A 20485-nucleotide genomic window follows, 5' to 3' on the forward strand; every position below is an offset into this window, starting at 1 on the left:
CTCCTTATGGATTAGAGGAAGCGCTCCTTGGTTTCACGAATCAAGGCTGCAGCTGCTTCTACAACTGGACGATCTTCTTCCGTTACTGGCGTCAATGGTGAACGAACAGAACCAATATTCAATCCTTCATTGATCTTCAAGACTTCTTTAATGACACCGTACATATTTCCATGTGCAGCAGTCAATTTACCAATGATAGCGTTGATAGCATACTGTAACTCACGCGCTGTTTCTAAATCTTTATCCGCAATCAATTGGTTGAGTTTCAAGAAGAGTTCTGGCATAGCACCATAAGTACCACCGATACCAGCTTTGGCACCCATGAGGCGACCACCTAGGAACTGTTCATCTGGACCGTTAAAGACGATATGGTCTTCCCCACCAAGGCTGACAAAGGTTTGGATATCTTGAACTGGCATAGAAGAGTTCTTCACACCGATAACACGAGGATTCTTCAACATTTCGGTATAAAGACTTGGAGTCAAAGCAACCCCTGCCAATTGAGGAATGTTGTAGATCACGTAGTCTGTGTTTGGAGCTGCAGAACTGATATCGTTCCAATATTTAGCAACTGAGTATTCTGGCAAGCGGAAGTAAATTGGTGGAATTGTTGCAATGGCATCTACTCCCAAGCTTTCAGCGTGGCGAGCCAGTTCCATACTATCTTTGGTATTGTTGCAAGCAACATGGGCAATAATAGTTAATTTACCTTTAGCAACTGCCATGACTTCTTCCAAAATCAACTTGCGGTCTTCTACACTTTGGTAGATACATTCACCAGAAGAACCATTGACATAAAGACCTTGAACACCTTTATCAATGAAGTATTGAACCAAGGCACGTGTACGCTCTGGACTTACTTCTCCTTGATCATCATAACATGCGTAGAAGGCTGGAATGACACCTTCGTATTTTTTCAAATCTGACATAGATTTTCTCCTATTATTTTTATTTTCTGCTAAAGCAGATTCTTTCTTTACTTCTTTAGTATACACTTTACCGAAAAGGCTTTCAATATCTTATAGACACTTAGATTTTAGTTTCTAGCTTATAGAATAGCGTTTGAAGCCTTTGAAAGTAGTTTCAGAAATAAGACTCCTATTGATATTTTGCGAAAATTTTCTCCATCAATCCAGTCTGGATAAAGACCAATAGTCCAAACCCAAAAAGTAGGAAGACTGAGCCACCTAAGAGTAGACTGAAGGCGGACAGATAAAGAACCATCACAATGAGGACAAGAATGGCTAACATGAGGAAGAACCAAGGAAAGTTAAAACTAGCCAACATCAATCCTTTTTGAAGAATTTCTTTCCAAGATAGGTCATAGCGCGCAGCGATAGGATAGCTAGCCAACATCACGATAGTAAGAAACATCAGAATACCTAAACAAATGGCTTTCAGCAATTGGAAGGGCAGAGCTGTTTGACTCCAGAAAAGATAGAGATCTGAAAGGGTAAGAAACACAATTCCTAACTCCATTAAACCCAGCTGAAGACCTAGTTTCAGATTTTGCTTGAAAGATCTTAGATAGATTTTAAAAACAGGCACCCGTCTGCTCTTCTTAATCTCAAACATGGTCTCGTAGAGGCTGATTTTAGCCACTCCAATCGTCACGATTGGCAAACAAGAGACGACAAAAAGAAGATTGGCTGTCACGATGTCCAAGACTTTCTCACTGAAACGCATGAGAAAGTTGTCTGTATCAAATGCTGCCTTGATAAGGCTTACTCCTTTTTGTGCCATGTTTGCTCCTCCATCATTTTTCTTTGTAAACTGTTTTCTTTTTTGTCAGTAAAGCTTTCATAAGTCCCTACCATGAACAAATCTATTTTTTCTTTTTTCTTTTGGACTTTTTTCTACTTTTATCTATGGACATATAATCTATATATATCCCGGACAGCGAAGCAATTAAAATAGTACTCCAAGTATGCTCATTAAATCCATCTAGCCCTCCACGGATTATCATTGCAAGCACTGTCCAAGCTAACATATTCAATAAAAAAATACAAAGTGCTTTCAATAAAAAAATACAAAGTGCTTTCATTCTCACATTTTAAAAGTTTATACGACCATTGTTAGGGATTTTATCATGTGCATCCCAAGCTGCAGCAATATTGTAGGCAAAATTACCATATACATCAGCTACATTCACAGCTATTTGTAAAATCCATCCAGAAATCTTGGTCAATAATCCTACTCTTGCTGCTGCAGTTGCAGCTGCCCTACTTAAGATCGAGCGCGCCATACTAATACCATACTTAGCCGCATAAGTACCTAATTTTATGTATTTACCAATCAATCCAGTCACAATGCCCTTAATTATCCAAGCCATCTCATTAACTGTAATTCCCTTTCCATCTAAGAAACTAGCTCTTGCAGCATACTTAGAAGATACCATTTCTAGCAATTCAATTTTACGTTCATCTGATATGTCTGGATAGACTCCTTTGCTATCTTCCACCAAATCCTTAATTTCTTGTTCAGTTAGCAAGTAATTTTGAGATAATTTTGCATCTATTCGATCCATTTCTGACTGTATAGTTTGGATATGCGAGACTTCATTCGCATACACAATTGAAGGTAAAATATTACTCATTAGCAATAAACAGACTGACAAGAAGATACCAATTTTTAAATATTTTATTCTCATTTCTCTACCTCACAAAGATCAATTTCATGGTAGAGTATTATCAAAGCTTTACAAAAAAACAATTCATCCTATTTTTAATCAATCAAAATTTTAAAGAGATATTTTCGAACCTTTTCTTCCATGCCTGCATAGCCAGTTGGCTGATGTGGCTCACCTGGGAAGAAAATCGCAAAATTGTGATAACCCAATAAGAGTGGGTAGTGTTCATGACAATGAACAAAGCCAATGTCAGTCGCTTCGTCGAATGCTACTGCTTCATCTTTGATACGTGAACCGTAGCTCGAATATTCATGCCCTTCTACCAACAAATGCAAGTCTGCATAGTTCTTATGGTGTTCAAATTGATCATTTTCAGCTTGATTGAGGACATTTTCTTGAACAACTAGAAAGACTTTATCCCCATCAATATCATACTTTCCTAATTCGAAAGAATCTTTACGGTGTTGGTAGAGATAGTCGATAGCCTTGTCTAAATTAGGATGAATCCCTTTGTAAAAGGTGATGTTTTTCAAATCGTCAAAAATCATACTCTTTCCTTCGTTTCTGATAGTTAACTAAAACCATTCTTAAGTTGATAAGTGTCTGACAAAATCTCTAAGGTAAGCAAATACCCAACATTTTGTAGACACTTATAACCTCTATATTCTCTTATACTCAATGAAAATTGAAGAACAAACTAGGAAGCTAACCGCAGGCAATACTTAAGTATGGCAAGGTGACGCTGACCTAGTTTGCATTCGATTTTCGCAGAGTATTATCCTTTGACCGCTCCCATAGTAATCCCTTGTGTGAAGGATTTCTGGAAGACTAGGAAGACTGTTACAATTGGCACGGCAGCAAGGGCAGCTCCTGCCATGATCAAACCATAGTTGGTTGCCATTTCAGCCTGCATGGTCGCAACCCCAAGTGAAATAGTCAAATTGTTACGTGAAGTCAACATTACCAACTGCATGAAGTAGTCATTCCAAGTATTGATGAAGGTAAAGATTGCAAGAGCCGCAAACCCTGGTTTTACAATTGGGAAGGCTACGCTCCAAAAAGTACGAATCTCACCACAACCGTCAATCTTAGCTGATTCGAGCAATTCTGTAGGGATATTTTCACTGAACTGTTTCATGAGGAAGACCCCAAATGGCCATCCAATCAAAGGCAAAATAACTGCCCAAAGAGTGTCATGAATTCCCATGAAGTTGACGATACGTACCAATGGTACAAGGACAACTTGTTTTGGAAGCGCCATAGCAGCTATAAAGATAGCAAATAGAATGCGTTGACCATAGAAACGTTTTTTAGCCAATACATAACCTGCTAGAGATGAGGTTGCACAGACTAAGAACATGGTTACCAATGAGATAAATACTGAGTTCCACATCCATTGCAAGGCAGGGTTCTGCACCATAAGTTGTTGGAAGTTTTCCATGGTTGGCATTTTAGGGAACCATTGTGGCGGAATCATAATGGTATCAGGCTGTGACTTGAATGCCCCTGTCAAAATCCAGTAGAATGGAAAGATGAACAGCACAGTCAACAAGAGCAAAATGATTGTTGAAATAACAGTAAAGGCTGTTAATGGTTTTTTTTCTGTAGATTGCATAACTGTCTCCTTTCTTTAGTATTCTACGTCGTTTCCAAGTACTTTAAATTGAACAAAGCTTACGATAGCAATCATGACTGCCAAGAAGACACCAATGGTGTTGGCATAGCCGTACTCTGTCAATTGGAAGGCTTTTTCGTACAGGTAGTACATCAAGGTACTTGTTGAGTAGTTTGGACCACCAGATGTCAAAAGCTGAATCAAGGCGAAACACTGGAAGGAGTTAATTGTTGTGATGATTGCAATATAAAGAGTTGTTGGAAGAAGGCTTGGCCATTTAATCTTCCAGAAAACTTGAAACTCAGTTGCACCATCAACACGCGCCGCTTCAACCAGTGAATTATCAATATTCCCCATAGCAGCGATATAAAGGATGATGGGCTGACCAACTGAAGTGGTCAAGAGAATAATCATAATCGCCATCAATGCCCAGTGCTTATCACCAAGCCATGAAATGTTTTGAGTAATGATATGACTTGATTTAAGCACAAAGTTCAAGATACCTGATAGTGGATCATAGATCCATTTCCATACAACCGTTACGGCAACACTACCTGTTACAACAGGAAGGAAGAAGACAAAACGGTAGAAGGATCTGGCAATAGCATTTTGGTGATAGGTTTGCGATGCTACAAAGAGTGAGAATAGAACAACAACTGGCACGGATCCAATAACCAAAATAACTGTGTTAATCAGAGATTTTGCAAAGACAGGATCTTTAAACATACGGACATAGTTATCTAAGCCCACAAATTGGAAACTAGTCATAGAATAGTTAAAGAAACTTGTGATGAAGCCCATAATCATTGGTGCTAAAACAAAGATAATAAAGAAGAACAACACTGGTGCTAGGAAAGCATAGGAAATCACTGTTTCCCGCATACGAATTTTATTGACTTTCACAGTCGGCACCTCTCTTTCAAATAGAATAATTTTTTGACTTTCTTGAACTGTTTTAAAATCAAAATGAAATTTTTCATGATTCGCTTATGTAAGAACTTCATTTTAATTTCGTGACAGTTTCTTACATTTTAAACAAACCCCCCCTTTTCTTACACTATCTGTGTAGAGGGAAAAGGGGGTATACACTCTTAGCTTCTTTAAAAACTACTTTTTATAGAATAACTAAGGACTATTGTTTCATAGCTTTTTTGATTGTTTCGTTCGCTTTTTCAGTGAAGGCTTTCAAAGCGTCCGCTGGTTTTTCGTCACCATTTGATACAGATTGCAACATTGGGAACCAAAGTGTTCTCATTTCAGCAAATCCATCAATAGTGTTGTAGTATGGTGAGTAGTATTGAGTCCAGCCGCTGATTGTTTCCATGCGTTTGTCTTCATAAAGTTTTCCAAATGAAGTACGGACTGGGAAAGCACCTGTACGAACTACGTCTTTAGGTCCCCACTCTTTGTCATCTGCGATAAACTGGATGAATTTCTTAGATGCAGCGACTTTCTTGTCGTCTTTATTGTTGAATACTGCAAATCCGTTTACAAGGTATTCAAGAGCTGGTTTACCTTCGTCTGATGGGAATGGTACTTCTACTACTTCTACCTTACTTGCTTCTAACAGTTTAGCTTGGATACCATTTTGAGCTGGTGCCCAAAGGGTTGTGTAAGATGTTTGACCGTTGGCAAAGTTTTGGATATCTGCCCCACCGTCAAATTGTGAACCATTATTGAGCAAATTGTCTTTAATCCAGCCAGTTGCTTTTTCAAGACCTTTGACGAATTTAGGATCATCAGTTGTATATTTGCTAACTTTTTCATCTGTTACAGAACCGCTATAAAGGTTAGAGATAAAGGCACGTGTTCCTTGGTCTCCCCCTTGACCAGAACTGAACAATGAACCTGGTGTGTAGCCCTTGTCTTTGAGTGCTTTCAATACTTTTTCAAAATCATCAGTTGTCCAACCTTCTTTTACAAGGTTTGCCACTCCAGCATCTTCTAGCATTTTCTTGTTCATTGCCATGTAGAATGGGGCAGAACTAATTGGATACATGTAAGCCTTGTCTCCAGCTTTACTTGCTTGTATGATGTTTTCGTTATTGACATCTTTAACAAATTCATCTGTGAAAAGGTCGTTCAACTCAGCCAATTTACCATTTTTACCGTATTGGATGATACGTCCTGGTGCGTCAAAGAGTACGTCCGGAGCTGTTCCTGCTTCGATGGCTGTTGTGATTTTTTCAGGGCCTGACTTGAAGTCGATGGTTTCCAATTTCACTTTTACATCTGGATTTGCTTTTTCAAACGCTTCGATGATTGATTTTTCATAAGTTCCAACACCGTCACCAGCTTTTTCTTGGGTAAATACTGGGAATGCCCACCAAGTGATTTCTGTTTTGGCACCGTCACCACCTGATTTACCAGCATCTTTACTTCCGCCAGAATTGCCACAAGCAGCAAGACCAAGAACCGCAGCACCCGCAAGTACTGTACAAGCTAATTTTCTAAATTTCATTTGTATTCTCCTATTTTATAAGCGTATCCAACTTGGATAATGAGTTCTTTGCATTTATATACGTTTTCATTTTTTCCTACTCATCAATCACTCTCCTCTATTTTTTATTAAGTCAGTAAGTACTTAATCATCTACACCTAAAATTTCATTAATACTATTTTTATATAAGATTGCTTTTGCTCCATAGATTGCTTGAATGCCACCCTTCACTTCTAAGACATCAACTGCACCAATTTGTTTTAAAAGTGCTTTATCAACTTGATTAACTTCTTTTACAGCTACACGTAAACGTGTCACACAAGCATCTACATCTTCTATATTATTTGATCCACCCAAGGCTCTGATAATTTGTAGGCTATCCTGTTTTAAATGATCCGCAGTATTTGAAGTTGAATCTGCGGATTCAGAAATTTCTTTAGAATCTACTTCTTCTCCTCTTCCTGGCGTTAGAACGTTGAATTGAGTAATGAACCATCTAAAAATAATATAATACAAAACACTCCAAATAAGTCCAAATGGAATCTGAAGAACCCAATTCGTCTTAGCGTTCCCCTGCAAAATTCCAAATAAAGTGAAATCGATTACACCTCCTGAAAATGTGTTTCCTATTGAAATATTTAAGATGTCTGCAATAAAGAAGCTGACACCATCAAGGAATGCGTGAACAACATATAGAACCGGACTGACGAATAGAAACATAAATTCAATTGGTTCTGTAATACCGGTAATAAAAGATGTTAAAGCAACTCCAAAAAACAAACCCGCGTATTTTTTACGACGATTCTTAGGAACACTATGGTACATCGCTAAACAGGCAGCCGGTAAACCGAACATCATTGTTGAGAAACGACCTGCAAAAAACCTTGTTCCTTCTGTAAATAATCCAGAATGAGCCGGATCGGCTAATTGAGCAAAAAATATTTTTTGAGCCCCAACCACTGTTTGTCCTGCAACAGTTTCAACACCACCAAGTTCAGTATACCAAAACATAGGATAAATCATATGATGTAAGCCTACTGCTCCAGAAAGTCTCATTAAAAATCCATATAGAAAAGTTCCAATTGGACCTGCCTGAGAAATATATCCACCTGTAGAAACAAGAAGTTGTTGGAAAGGTGGCCAAATAACAAAGAAGACAAAGCCAATTAAGATAGAAGAGAACGATGTAACAATAGGAACGAAGCGTGAACCTCCAAAGAATCCTAAAGCGGAAGGTAATTGAATATTGCTATATCGGTTGTGCAAATATACGGCAACTATTCCGACAACTAATGCTCCAATAACTCCAGTATCAATTGCAGATCCTTCTGCCATAAAAAGTTTTACCAGAGCTTTGATCGTTGCAGTCATAACTAAGTAACCAGTTACTCCTGCTAACGCAGCGGTTCCTTTATCTCGTTTCGCTAAGCCAATACATAATCCCACACAGAGAAGTAGTGACAAGTTACTGAATACAACCTCTCCTGCAGAGCTCATTACTTGGAATATCGATTGAAAAATACTATTGTCTAGTATTGGATAAGTTGCTATCGTGGTTGGGTTTGAAAGTGCACCACCAATCCCCAAAAGTAGACCTGCTGCAGGAAGTATAGCTATAGGTAACATAAAAGCTTTTCCAACTTTTTGTAAAACTTTAAATATAAAACTCCCCCCTCACATCTTATTTAAGACCAGCAACGAAGCGTTCTGTAATCTCTTTTGGTCTAGTAATAGCGCCACCAACAACGATGCCTCGCACTCCGTATTCAAGGATTTGTTTGGCTTGTTCTGGTGTATGAATTTTTCCTTCTGCAATGACATCTACACCGGCATCACAGAGTTTTTTGATGAGTTCAAAATCTGGACCATCCACTTTTGGACTGTAGGATGTGTAGCCTGATAAGGTTGTTCCGATAAAGTCAATTCCTGCTTCGACCGCTGCCAATCCTTCTTCAAAAGTACTGGTGTCCGCCATCAAGAGCTGGTTAGGATATTTCTCCTTGACCTGACGAATGAACTCTTGAATTTCCAAACCATCGTAGCGTTCACGCTTGGTACAATCCAGAGCAATCACCTCGATGTCCAGTTCTGCCAATTCATCAACTTCTTTCATAGTAGCCGTGATGAAGGGTTCTTGTGGCGGATAATCTCGTTTGATTATCCCAATAATCGGAAGTTTGGTGACTTCCTTAATTTCCTTGATATCGCGAACACTATTGGCTCGGATACCGACTGCTCCACCTTGCTCAGCCGCTTTGACCAGCAAGGGAATCACCCCTCCCGCTTCTGTATAAAGCGGTTCATGAGGAAGAGCCTGACAAGAAACGATGATTCCATCTTTGATTTGTTCAATCAAGGCTTCTTTACTAATCTGTGGCATCTTCTTTCCTCCCTTTCTTTTTTCTTTATTTCTATGAGATTATTATACCTTAAAATTAAAACGCTTTCAAGAGTTTGTAGTATAATAGATTTCAGTTTCAAAAACTAGCCAAGTCAAACAGCTCCTCTAAAAGTACTTTCAGAGGAGCAAGTCGACCTATAATAGGAGAATACCAAAATTTAGTTTACAATTTCTGACAATTTTACTTTGCGATCTTCAAACATAGACTGGGTACAAGCATCTGCAGTAGCAATTGCTTCTAGGGCAGCTTCACCTGTCAAAAGTTTTGCAAATTCTTCTGATACTGGAGCTCCTTGCATAATCTCATGCAGATAGCGCATTTCTTTATCAATGACAGATGATAGCCATAATGGAGTACGTTTACCTGGTTTACCATAAGCAATTGCTCCATCCATCTCTGTACTATGATAGATACGAGTCCGATCATCATCTTCTTCTTGCGATTCGTGAATCAAGAAATAACTTTCTTGTCCATCTAGCTTAAGAGTTCCTTTACAGTTGAATAAGTCTAAGCGAATGGCACCTTTGGTTCCTTGGATTAAGATATAATGTTCACCCCAACGATAAGCTGAACCCCATTCTAACAAGGCAAAACGCTTACTAGAAAATTCCATATTGACAAAAATCATATCATCTTCATCACCGAAATGTTCACCTTCATGGGCTACATTTCCACCTGTCATAGTTACAGTTTCAGGCATGCCACCCATAAGGAATTGAACACAATCCAACTCATGGATGTGGTGATACAAGTGACCACCTGATTTTTCACGAATTTTTTTCCATGATACGGACGGTTGTTGTTCTTCCCAACCATTACGAGTAGTGTGACAATATAGAACGTCTCCGATAACTCCTTGATTAATGAGTTCTTTTGCATGATGAACACCATTAAAGAAATTCATAATATGTCCTGCCATAAAGGTTACATTGTTTTCTTTACATGCATCGACCATCTCGCGACAATCTTGATAAGAAAGCGCAATTGGTTTTTCACAGAAAACATTTTTACCATGTTGTGCAGCCTTAATAACTGGTTCCTTATGAAGATTATTTGGAGTTGCGACGATAACACAATCTACTTCATCGCTAGAAACCAACTCATCTAAGGAACTTGCTACTTTCGCTCCCAATTCTTCTGCAATTGCCTCTGCATTATCTGGATCATAGAGAAGAGTAATCTCTGCTCCATCATTCTTTTGCATATAGCGAGCTAACTCAGCTCCAAAATACCCTGTTCCAACAACACCGTATTTAACCATGTTTTTTCTCCTTTATTATTGAATAAACTTTCTAATTTTAACTTATACTCTTCAAAAATCTCTTCAAACCGAGTCAACGTCGCCTTACTGTGCGTATGGTTACTGACTTCGTCAGCTTCATCTACAACCTCAAAAACGTGTTCTGAGCTGACTTCGTCAGTTTTATTTGCAACCTCAAAGCTGTACTTTGAGCAGCCTGCGGCTAGTTTGCTCTTTGATTTTCATTGAGTATTACTTCACAGATCCTTCTGATAATCCACTTGCAATCTTATTTTGGATGATAGAGAAGAAAATAATTGATGGAAGAACTACAATAACAGACGCTGCCATCATATCTCCCCAGTCTAGTATTTCTGAACCATTAAGTGAACGAAGGGCTACTGCTACTGTCATCTTTCCTGTATTGTTAATCAAAATCAAGGCATACAGGAATTCATTCCAAGCATTGATAAATGTATAAATAGCTGTTGCTACAATACCTGGTGCTACAATCGGTAGCACAACTTTATAAAACGTTACAAATTTATTTGCACCATCAATTCGAGCTGCTTCTTCAATTCCAATTGGAACTGTTTGGAAAAATCCAACTAAGAGCCAAACTGCATATGGAACACTAAAAGATAGATAAACCATCATCAAGCCAAATAAACTATTTGTTAACCCAACTTTAGCAATGGCAATTGAATAGGGAATTGCTAACAAAATTGGTGGGAAAATATAGGTAATGACGAGTAGTCTCGACATGATTGCTCCCAATTTAGGGAAGAATCGAACAATACCGTAGGCTGCCATAGCAGAAATAATAATCGCAATAAGGGTTGTAGCTAAGGCAATGATTAAACTATTTCGAATGTTATCAATAAAGTGCAAATCGTTGATAACATGTATAAAATAATCTAATGTAAACTGTTCAGGCCAAAATCGTGTTGGATACTGAGTCAATTCCCCTTTCCCCTTGACAGACGATATGATAATCCATACCAATGGGAAAATTGCAACAATAGTCGCACCAATCAAGAGTGCATGTGAGAGAATATCTAAATAAATACTGGATTTCTTCTTCATTATTTTCTACCCTCCTTTTCCCACTTACTGATGATAGCAAAGTAGATAAAGCAAATCGCCATCAAGAAGATAAAGAGCAACACTGTAACTGCTGAAGCACGACCCAACAATTTAGTTCCCCAACCTAGATTGTAAGCAAAAATTGGAAGCGTCGTTGTAGCATTAGCCGGTCCACCACCCGTAATAAGGTAGATAATGTCAAAGTTATTAAAGATCCATACAGTTCTCAAAACAACTAGAAGCCCTACAACTACTTTAATATGTGGAAAGACGATAAACTTGAACACCTGCCAACTTGAAGCACCATCTATCTTAGCAGCCTCAAATTGTTCTTCTGGTACTGTTTGCAAAGCTGAAAGCACATTAACCATAATCATCGGCGCTCCAAACCAAATGTTGATAAACACCAAACATAGGAATGCCCATGTACTATCTGTCAAAAATGCAGGTGTATGTTCCATTAAACCTAATTTTACGATTAGATTAGGTAAATAGCCATAAACCCCGTTTAGAATCCATTGCCAAGAGAAGGCAATAACGATTGTAGGAAATGCCCAAGGAACAATCAATAAGGTCCTATATAATTTCTTAAAGTGGCGTACTCTATGAAGAGCTAAAGCCAATACAAACCCTACTAAAACTTGACCAACTAATGAGAAAATGGTCCACTTAATTGAATTAAAGAACGCATTAAAGAAGTTGGGATCTGATAGCACAGCTTTATAGTTAGCTAAACCAACAAATTTATAATTGGGCATAATCAAATGCTTATTGGTAAAGCTATAAAAAATACTCGAGAAAAACGGATAAACAAAGAGTAATCCTACGATAATCATAGCTGGCAAAACAAATATCCAGCGAGTTAAATTACGTTCTTTAACCATTCTCCTTCTCCCTTCTTTTACAAGATTGGGCTAGGGCTTTTCAGCTCACTAGCCCACCTATTTTCTAGTCTTTTACATCTACTGAACAGCCTCAAATAAATCGTTTAATTGTTTTTCTGCTTCTTTTGCAGCTTTCATAGGATCTGTTCCATTTGTAATGATATCTTGGAACATTTGTTCAATAATGTGTTGGTTAGTCAACATACCAGCTTGTACACTTGGTCCATTTTCATAACCAATAGCAGTACCTTTTTTAACAGCTTCAGTAATCACTTCTTCAGCATGTTTAAATTTCTTACGAGTTTCATTTTCTTTATAGGCTGCAGAATCGCTAATCCCCTTAATAGTTGGCAACATACCTACTGGAGTTGAATCAAGGAATTTAACGTAGTCTTCTTCATTATAAAGTGATTCTAAGAATGCTTTAGCAACTTCTGGGTGTTTTGAATTTTTCCAAACAACCATTGGAATGTTTGAGGTTTCAATTCCTTGGTCTTTATCAGATTCTTTGATTTTTGGAATAGGATAAGCATCAATCGAATCAATCAATTGAGGACTGTTGGCATTGATTCCTCCAATATGGAAGCCAGAGTTAAAGTCAAATGCTGTTTTTCCTTGATAGAACAAGGTAGCTTGTTGAAGGACATTAAAGTTCAAAGAATCTTGAGGTGAAATTTCTTTATACATTTTAACCCAGTATTTAATACCATCTTGAGCAAGTTGACTTGTCAAATCCGCTTTAAGATCTTTTGTCAAGAGACTTCCACCACCACTACGTACGTAGAAGTTCAAGAAACGTGTTGCCATTAAGTCATTTGTTCCAAACGGAACAGACAAGCCATAAACTCCAGCTTCTTTCAATTTTTTAGAAGCTTCATAGAGTTGATTCCAAGTTTTAGGAACCTCAATATTATACTCTTTTAACAAATCTGTTCTAACCCACATGACTTGTGCATGTGAATAAAGAGGAACAGAGTAGTAATCATCTCCGATTTTTGCTTCATTTAAGGCAGTTTCGTTAAATTTATCTTGTCCAATACGCTTGATAGAATCATTTAGCGGAACCAAAGCATCTGAGTTGACCATTTCCATTACTTGGTTAGGAAGAGCTGTACTGATATCTGGCACATTCCCATTTGCTAAACCTGTAGTCCATTTAGTATAGAAGTCATTCCAAGAGAATGTTTCAATCTTGATTTTCGTTTTTGGATGCTTTTGCATGAAAGCATCTGCTGATTTTTGAATACTTTCTAAACGTGGTCCTTGAGTAAAGGAGTGCCACATTGTAATTTCACCAGATAATTCTGTTGGTGGTTCAGTACTAGTTGTACTTTCTTTCTTTCCTGAACAAGCTACCAAGGCAACGGCTGCTAGCGCAACTCCAGCTAGACATAAAAACTTTCTCATTTTTTTCATCGTTCTTCCCTTTCTACATTAAGAAATCGCAACTTTAAAGACAATTTTTTTCACAGGTTCATCATTTATACGAACCTTGGATTGATGTAAATCTTCTGGAAAAGTGATGAGGCATTCGCCAGCTCTCAAATGAACCAACTGTTCCACTTTCCCTGTGTATAATTCAATATCCTTCTCTTCATCATACTCTTGGGTAACGCTTACATTTTTCGGCGACGTAACAGCCATGGCTTCTTCGTTTTCCAAAACTAAATGAATATCCAAATATTTTTGGTGAGTTTCAAAGAAGGCTCCTGCTTGACCGTCTGCTAGATAAGTAAAGCAATTCCCAAACAATCGATCACCATCGATAGCAATCGAACCTTCTGTTAAATTTTCTAGTCCTGTTTTTTCTAGAAAATCTATTAATGTTGCAAAATGTGGATTTACTCCCACATAAGTTCCTAAACGGCTAATTTTTGTAATAATCATCTCTTCTAACCTCCTTTCTCAATCTATTTTTCCTATCCAAGTTCCCCATTCTTCTGTCTAGCATTTTCTACTAGAAGGACATAAAAACACTACACTCTCTAACCTATACTCTTTGAAAATCTCTTCAAACCACAGTCGCTTCACCTTGGATTATATAGGTCAGTCTTATCTACAACCTCAAAGCGGTGTTTTGGGCAATCTACTGCTAGCTTGCTAGTTTCTTCTTTGATTTTCATTCAGTATCTCCTCAATCTTCACAAGGAGGTCTGATTTTTCTAGCGACAAACAGAATAAATAAGTTAGTTCAATGAGCTACCTTCCTTATAGATGAAATTGATATTCATGAAGGAAGTCCGCCCTTTATTTTTTGCAAAAGATACTAGTATGAATCTATTTGGGAAATTGAATTTATAAGCTGCTCACTTATACTCTTCGAAAATCAAATTCAAACTGCGTCAACGTCGCCTTGTCGTACTCAAGTACAGCCTGCGGCTAGTTTCCTAGTTTGCTCTTTGATTTTCATTGAGTATTAGTTTTTCTAAAATAATTCTAATCTATTATTCTAGCACTAGTAGACTCTTTGGCTAAATCTCCTTTCTACATCTCGTTTCACCAAAAACTTTTAAGAGAGAAATACTCTATATTTCATTCTCTAAATTAGTTTTGTTACCGTTTCCAATTAGAGTATACTTTTTTTTTAGTATTTCAAGTCTTTTTCTAATTTGGAATTTAGTTTCAAATCTTTTTTAACTATATCAAATATATTAAAAGTACTTTCAAAAATAATCAAATTCTTACAATACTTGTTTCGAGTGGACAAGATAAGAAACAGAAGAAAGTGGAAAGTGGAAAAAACTCAATTTTAGGAGAAAGTGAAGTAAATATAGCAGATTGAAATAAGATGAGAATAAATCGATTAGGAAAGTCAAATCAAATTTATAACAAGGATTTAGAAGCTGCGGTATACTATTCTGTTTTCAATCAACTATAGTGTACTAATGTAGATTCAATGCACTATAAAACGCATAATATCAAGTTTTTTTAATTACCTGATACTATGCGTGTTTGTAATTTTTAAGATTTTATGCCTAGAGTCTCTATATGAGGACTTAAAAAAACTGACTCGTAGATGATTTCCTAAAGTCAATCCTCTTACCTAAAAAAACGACTTCTAAAAAAGTTGCCTTCATCGAGAGGTGAAGCAATGATTGTCCTAAAAAATAGTTGGATCGCAAATCTCTCTGAAAATTTCTTCTCTCTGCCTAACTTGAATTTGAGATTCAACATTCTTATTTATGATGGTCTTTCAATAATACTTCAAACTCAGCAACGGTCATGCCCAACTGCTGACTGGCAACCTCGGAAGTCAGAAGTCCTTGGTGGACTAGATTTAGTAGCATAGACAAACTTCCTTCAACTTTCCCACGTTCAAGTCCTTGTTCAATACCTTTTTCGATGCCTTGTTCAATCCCCTCTGCGCGACCACGTTCAAGACCTCTCTCTAAACCTTTTTCCTCAGCTTGCTCCAAAGCATAGTCCTGTGCTAATAAGGCTTGTTCTTCACGCCTGCGTTGTTCACTAAACATTCTCCTGTCCTCCTCGGACCAGCTCTTGTAGTCCAGCAGTTGGTCTGCTTGGCTGATGGCTCGCTCGGGCTGCTGGGTAAAGGGTTTATTCCCAAAAAACTCCAACCACGGTTTGCGAATGCTATCTTTGCTGGTTTCTCTGTATTTTCTTAATTCCAAGAACGCCATCTTGACTAGATGGTTTTCCTGTCCATTGTTTGTAATTGTTAAAACCTCACCTGTCGAATCCTCTCGCATGCTAAAACTATGAAAAGCCAAGTCATCTGAGAACTAGTTACTATCCACAATTGCGATAGCGTATACTGGTGAGATGTGTTTATAACTCTGATGAGTATCACCTTCTCGTTGACGAATTTTTTCAAGATTTTGATTGACCTGACTGCACAAGTAAGCCCATAAACGATTGATGAAAAAATTCTGATGATGAACCTGAATTTCGATGATAACTTGCGTACCATTATCCAACTCCGCCAAAACATCTATACTGGTATAGAAATCTTGCGCCGAATAGGGCATGGAAGGCAAGACATGAATATTGCTTCCCTCCAAAATGGTCACATTTTTTGCTGGTAAATCCAGCATATCGCGGATAAATTGACAAGTGATTTCTGGATTGCTGAAAATTTTCTTAGCAACCAAATCATTGGTCGGGCTAATGCCCGGATGTCTTAGAATCATATTTCCTCTCCTTTCATTATAGCACATTTTTAAATCTAGGTTTACTAGATTCACTGCTACTACCTATTTATTCGGAAAAGAAAGACAAAAGGAGCGAGAAAGTTAAAAATTATTAATCCTAATCACTTGTAAAGAGATAAATCTTGCTCATATTATTTATTAAAGACTCTATTTTACAAAAAAGATTACAAAATCAGCCGTTTTAGAGAACTCTTACCACTTCCTAGACTATTAATTCTAATGTTTTTTATACTACTCGCTTGCTCATCAATAGGTCATAAAGCAAAATCAGTTGATCCATTCCCCGTACTCGTTCACTCTATAGCCGTCTGGTGTTAGCGAATTGAAAAGTAGTTTCCCAAAAGCATCGATATAGTACCACTTTCCTTTATAATAAATCCATGTATTGGATTCCATGGAACCAGATGATCCTAAGTAGTACCACGCGCCACTTGAATCTTGGAACCAGCCTACCTCCATCATGCCATTATCCTTGAGATAATACCAATTACCGTCTGTATCCTGTATCCAACCGGTTTGCATGATTCCATTCGCATCAAAATAATACCATGCATCATTTTCTTTCATCCAGCCTGTCCGTTCTTTCCCATCGGAATTTCTAAAATACCACTGATTATTTATCTTATGCCATCCTCTTTGTTGATTATATGTAATAACAGAATGTTCAACAGTAGAAAGTGACATGTTATCCGCTTCAACGCCAAAAACAGCTGTTAACGATGACGAACCTGTCCCGTTCGTTGTGAATTGAGCAGTGGTTTCTGGGCTAGATAATCTTTCCTGTTTTGATGGAGTCTTTATTTTTCTCTCATCTCGGTGCCCTTCTACTGTCAATTTTTCTCCACCTGTAACTTTAGCCACAAAGTCTGGAACTTCCACTCTTTCAGGGACTAGTTCTTTTGAAGATACTATAGACTTCCCAAGGTCTCCTGGTATTTTTTCTCCCGATACTAAAACCTCTGACTCTGAAAATTCCTCACTAGACGCAGGCAGTTCTTCTCTGATCGGCGCATCTTTTGGAACTAGAAACTCTACTTTATCTGGAGATACCACTTCCTCTTTGAGATTACTTGAGTTTTCTTCCGTCGATGACACCACTTCCTTCACACCCTTAAGAACCACACGTTCTCTCATAGGTGTAACCTCGACTGTACGAGAATTTTCAACAATCTTTCCATCAGCTAAGACCTTATAAGTCACCTTAGTAACTTCTTTACCTACATACCCCTCCGAAACAACCTCCGTTTTCCCTTTCTCTAACTCTTCAGAGTCCTCAAAACGCTCTGTAATCGGAAGTTCTTTTATGACACTGTTGGGTTTAATACCTAAAGTAATCACCTTGGATTGAGGAGCTATTTTCTTCTCAGAAACTTGAGAAGATACCGCTCCTGTATACTTATCTACTTGATAAGTAGTAGTTCGAGTAACCACCCCTCCTTTACCCTCTACAACTGAACGGAAACCAAGCTCTTTTGTTTCATCTCCTTGGTAAAGAGTATCAAAAGCAATCGATTCTTTTTCTACTTTCGGCTTAGTACCTTTATACACTACTCGGTAAATAAGTGGAACACCTTCTTTTTCACCCTTAGTATCCTCTGTACGCTCTTTTCCAACCTCAAGGGTACTATCACCTTCGTAAGTGGTAATAACCTCTGTTTCCGGCTCCTTTTGCGGTTTGAGAGGAGGTTCTACTTTATCTTTATCAGACTCTATTTTAGGTGTACTTTGTTTTTCGTCTTTTGGAGTTGAAGGAAGTTTATACTTATCCTTCTCATCCACCAAAACTTCATCTCTTACATAGACAGGCTCTTTTGGTTTACCTTCAATATAAGAACGAACCCAATCCAGTTGCTCTTTTGATAAAACCAAACCACCACTGCGGCTTCCTACAACACCATTTTGGTGAACTCCAATTAAAGTACCTTTGTCATTATAAAGACCACCACCAGACGCTCCGGGTTTTGTGCCTTCATAGCTGATACCCTCAATACCTGAACCGAAATCAGTAGTATCTACTACTTTGCTATCTAAAACTGGACTTAGCTTGTTATCTGGAAAACCATAGACCGAAACTGAATCCCCCTCTGCAACTTTCGAAGATTGTTTTACAACCTCTACAGGAGTTACCGCTTTGAAATCTTCTTTTAGTCGAACCAAGGCTAAGTCATTTTTAAATCCAAATACGGAATCTTTTTTATTCCAATAAACAATATCATCATCTGAAAAATGCACAGACTGACCATTCGGTAAGGTTGCTTTATACACTGTATTGGTACGACCAGATTTCGTAACGACCTCAGAACCTTTAACTGTTAAAAAATTATGAGCGACTGTTAATACTAGATTTTGTGCAATTAAGGTACCAGACCCTGACCCATCTGGCGTTTGAATATGCGTTGTAGCATAAAAATTTTCTGAACCATTCGGAGCTTGTAACACCTCTTTACTAGGCACAGGTAAGTTCGATTTGCCACTCAAGTCAACCTTACCAACCTCCGTTCTTGCGAAATCAGAAGACGAAGTAGATGAAGGATTTACTGAGTCAACAACAGCTTTTATAATGGTATTACCTAAAGCTAACTTACTGATATATTCATCAGACCAACTTGTATCATTAGCCAACTTGTTTATAGACACTCCATTGTAAGAAACCACTTTGGCTTTAGGAGAACTTGCTACCAACTGCTTAAAATCAGGGTTTTGTCTCAAATGAAACTCTAAACCACTTCCAACAGGACCTTCCTGAACAACCTTATCTGAAATCAAAGGATTGCCTTTAGTATCTTCTACACGTAATACTACTCGACCTTTTTCTTCACCTTTTACTAAAGTAGCTCGACCTTTTTCATCAAAACGATACAAAGCGCCGTCAATCTCAGACTCTACATCTTTTAAAGCTATATGATTTTCATCATAGTAGTAACGGTTTACACCATCTATATACCAACCCTTTATACCATATTTATCAATCATAGAACGAATCCAAGTTCTGTGCTTTTCCGTAAAGATAGTACCACCGCCAATACGCTCACTCTCAGGAGCGTTTGAAGTATTTGTTCCGTGCTGGTGGATACCGACTACCTCTCCCTTATCATTAAACAAAGGAGCACCTGAAAAACCTCCCAAAGCTGAGGAATGATAAGTGACTGCACCGCTCTCTTTATTGACACTGCTTACAGTTGTTGAGACTGAATAAGCCTTACCATCTTTCAACCTCTTCTTGTTTTCTTCACTTAAATTCGGAGTCGAAAAATCATTGGGATAACCTACCATAGTGATTTTATCACCAGTAGAAACCTCTTTATGGCTCAACTCTCTTGGAGAGTCCTCACCACCCGTCATAGCTTCTACAGGCTTTTTAGTTACCACTACTGCTAAGTCGTTGCTATAGTCTTTACCAAAGTCGTTGCCGTTATATAAGTGAATAGAGTCTTTTTCAAGAGCTTCTGATACACCAGAAGTAGGTACTTTATTGTTCTTTTCCGTCTCTGAGTTCATCACAACATAACTACGAGCAGACTCCCCACCACGCAAGACCGCGGACTTGTTTTCTTGGTTTTTATCATAGTAATTATGAGCTACGGTTACCATGACATTCGGCGCTACAAAGACACCACTGCCAGACGCGGTTTGTTTTCCACTCGTACCACTATCATAAGTGGTATAAGTCATAGCAACACCCTCAGCGGACTTCTCATGAACGCTCACATCTTTTATATCATCGCCACCTTGAATGACGTCAGCATACACTGTTCTTCCTCCAACAACTGGTAAATCAGGAATCGACAATCCAATCATACTCACCAATGCCAGACATCCCACCAATCCATAAGCTTTTGACTTACGAAATTTTCCTAAACCCTTTAAATATAAAAACATCTTTTTCCTCACTTTAGTTTCTAATACTTATTTATCCAGATATAATAGCTTACAATCTTTTAAAATCTTCAAATAAGTTATGATTGTTCCATACTCTTCAAACCATGTCAGCCTTGTCGTGCCGTATGTATATGTTAC

The 20485-nt window shown here is 38.0% G+C and carries 16 protein-coding genes and 1 pseudogene; all 17 read right to left on the minus strand.

The annotated features are described in order from the left end of the window. Positions 1-11: 11 nt before the first annotated feature. The 17 genes and pseudogenes from HT719_RS06065 to HT719_RS06140 all read right to left on the minus strand — a co-directional run bounded on the left by HT719_RS06065 (position 12) and on the right by HT719_RS06140 (position 20347). Positions 12-929 (minus strand): dihydrodipicolinate synthase family protein, encoded by a 918-nt coding sequence (locus HT719_RS06065; protein WP_001281495.1) that lies wholly within the window; start codon positions 927-929, stop codon positions 12-14. A gap of 169 nt (positions 930-1098) precedes the next feature. Continuing rightward, on the minus strand, positions 1099-1743 hold the full coding sequence (locus HT719_RS06070; protein WP_000057480.1) for a YesL family protein: 645 nt from the start codon (positions 1741-1743) through the stop codon (positions 1099-1101). Positions 1744-1825: 82 nt separating this feature from the next. Next, entirely contained in the window at positions 1826-2020 is a 195-nt protein-coding gene (locus HT719_RS11605; protein WP_001810112.1) for a hypothetical protein, read from the minus strand. A 33-nt stretch (positions 2021-2053) separates the two neighbouring features. Beyond that, positions 2054-2398 carry a hypothetical protein gene (locus HT719_RS06075; RefSeq protein WP_025170608.1) on the minus strand — a complete coding sequence of 115 codons (345 nt, stop codon included), beginning with the start codon at positions 2396-2398 and terminating at the stop codon, positions 2054-2056. A gap of 326 nt (positions 2399-2724) precedes the next feature. Then, the gene (locus HT719_RS06080; protein WP_138701056.1) at positions 2725-3177 is read right to left on the minus strand and encodes a YhcH/YjgK/YiaL family protein; all 453 of its coding nucleotides are present in this window, start codon (positions 3175-3177) and stop codon (positions 2725-2727) included. Positions 3178-3404: 227 nt separating this feature from the next. Next, a complete protein-coding gene (locus tag HT719_RS06085; RefSeq protein WP_001192006.1) occupies positions 3405-4244 on the minus strand; it encodes a carbohydrate ABC transporter permease in 840 nt (279 codons plus the stop codon). Between the two features lie 15 nt (positions 4245-4259). After that, entirely contained in the window at positions 4260-5126 is an 867-nt protein-coding gene (locus tag HT719_RS06090; RefSeq protein ID WP_161802645.1) for a sugar ABC transporter permease, read from the minus strand. A gap of 250 nt (positions 5127-5376) precedes the next feature. Further along, complete coding sequence (locus HT719_RS06095; protein WP_000672129.1) at positions 5377-6705, minus strand: ABC transporter substrate-binding protein; 1329 nt, start codon at positions 6703-6705, stop codon at positions 5377-5379. Positions 6706-6828: 123 nt separating this feature from the next. Beyond that, positions 6829-8346, minus strand: coding sequence for a PTS transporter subunit EIIC (locus HT719_RS06100; RefSeq protein ID WP_044012217.1), 1518 nt, complete (start codon positions 8344-8346; stop codon positions 6829-6831). A gap of 19 nt (positions 8347-8365) precedes the next feature. Continuing rightward, positions 8366-9064: an N-acetylmannosamine-6-phosphate 2-epimerase gene (locus HT719_RS06105; protein ID WP_172928564.1), complete on the minus strand. Its 699-nt coding sequence runs from the start codon at positions 9062-9064 to the stop codon at positions 8366-8368. 179 nt (positions 9065-9243) lie between these two features. Next, positions 9244-10347, minus strand: a complete 1104-nt coding sequence (locus HT719_RS06110) for a Gfo/Idh/MocA family oxidoreductase (RefSeq protein ID WP_172928565.1) — start codon at positions 10345-10347, stop codon at positions 9244-9246. 231 nt (positions 10348-10578) lie between these two features. Further along, positions 10579-11412 (minus strand): carbohydrate ABC transporter permease, encoded by an 834-nt coding sequence (locus tag HT719_RS06115; RefSeq protein WP_000730466.1) that lies wholly within the window; start codon positions 11410-11412, stop codon positions 10579-10581. After that, the gene (locus HT719_RS06120) at positions 11412-12296 is read right to left on the minus strand and encodes a sugar ABC transporter permease (protein WP_000237984.1); all 885 of its coding nucleotides are present in this window, start codon (positions 12294-12296) and stop codon (positions 11412-11414) included. The genes HT719_RS06115 and HT719_RS06120 overlap by 1 nt, the downstream gene beginning before the upstream one ends. A gap of 78 nt (positions 12297-12374) precedes the next feature. Then, complete coding sequence (locus HT719_RS06125; RefSeq protein ID WP_119919381.1) at positions 12375-13712, minus strand: sugar ABC transporter substrate-binding protein; 1338 nt, start codon at positions 13710-13712, stop codon at positions 12375-12377. Positions 13713-13730: 18 nt separating this feature from the next. Next, positions 13731-14183, minus strand: coding sequence for a YhcH/YjgK/YiaL family protein (locus tag HT719_RS06130; RefSeq protein ID WP_172928566.1), 453 nt, complete (start codon positions 14181-14183; stop codon positions 13731-13733). A gap of 1289 nt (positions 14184-15472) precedes the next feature. After that, positions 15473-16447 (minus strand): annotated as a pseudogene (locus tag HT719_RS06135) (Rpn family recombination-promoting nuclease/putative transposase). 288 nt (positions 16448-16735) lie between these two features. Next, positions 16736-20347, minus strand: coding sequence for a trypsin-like peptidase domain-containing protein (locus HT719_RS06140; RefSeq protein WP_172928568.1), 3612 nt, complete (start codon positions 20345-20347; stop codon positions 16736-16738). Positions 20348-20485 lie beyond the last annotated feature (138 nt).

It is taken from the genome of Streptococcus sp. k-378, assembly GCF_013277505.1.
Classification (GTDB): Bacteria; Bacillota; Bacilli; order Lactobacillales; family Streptococcaceae; genus Streptococcus; species Streptococcus pseudopneumoniae.

Excerpts from the sequence above, each read along its gene's own strand:
- HT719_RS06070 (WP_000057480.1), bottom strand. The coding sequence starts at position 1,743 with ATGGCACAAAAAGGAGTAAGCCTTATCAAGGCAGCATTTGATACAGAC.
- HT719_RS06140 (WP_172928568.1), bottom strand. The coding sequence starts at position 20,347 with ATGTTTTTATATTTAAAGGGTTTAGGAAAATTTCGTAAGTCAAAAGCT.
- HT719_RS06075 (WP_025170608.1), bottom strand. The coding sequence starts at position 2,398 with ATGGTATCTTCTAAGTATGCTGCAAGAGCTAGTTTCTTAGATGGAAAG.
- HT719_RS06065 (WP_001281495.1), bottom strand. The coding sequence starts at position 929 with ATGTCAGATTTGAAAAAATACGAAGGTGTCATTCCAGCCTTCTACGCA.
- HT719_RS06085 (WP_001192006.1), bottom strand. The coding sequence starts at position 4,244 with ATGCAATCTACAGAAAAAAAACCATTAACAGCCTTTACTGTTATTTCA.
- HT719_RS06090 (WP_161802645.1), bottom strand. The coding sequence starts at position 5,126 with ATGCGGGAAACAGTGATTTCCTATGCTTTCCTAGCACCAGTGTTGTTC.
- HT719_RS06110 (WP_172928565.1), bottom strand. The coding sequence starts at position 10,347 with ATGGTTAAATACGGTGTTGTTGGAACAGGGTATTTTGGAGCTGAGTTA.
- HT719_RS06115 (WP_000730466.1), bottom strand. The coding sequence starts at position 11,412 with ATGAAGAAGAAATCCAGTATTTATTTAGATATTCTCTCACATGCACTC.
- HT719_RS06105 (WP_172928564.1), bottom strand. The coding sequence starts at position 9,064 with ATGCCACAGATTAGTAAAGAAGCCTTGATTGAACAAATCAAAGATGGA.
- HT719_RS06095 (WP_000672129.1), bottom strand. The coding sequence starts at position 6,705 with ATGAAATTTAGAAAATTAGCTTGTACAGTACTTGCGGGTGCTGCGGTT.
- HT719_RS06120 (WP_000237984.1), bottom strand. The coding sequence starts at position 12,296 with ATGGTTAAAGAACGTAATTTAACTCGCTGGATATTTGTTTTGCCAGCT.
- HT719_RS06080 (WP_138701056.1), bottom strand. The coding sequence starts at position 3,177 with ATGATTTTTGACGATTTGAAAAACATCACCTTTTACAAAGGGATTCAT.
- HT719_RS06130 (WP_172928566.1), bottom strand. The coding sequence starts at position 14,183 with ATGATTATTACAAAAATTAGCCGTTTAGGAACTTATGTGGGAGTAAAT.
- HT719_RS06125 (WP_119919381.1), bottom strand. The coding sequence starts at position 13,712 with ATGAAAAAAATGAGAAAGTTTTTATGTCTAGCTGGAGTTGCGCTAGCA.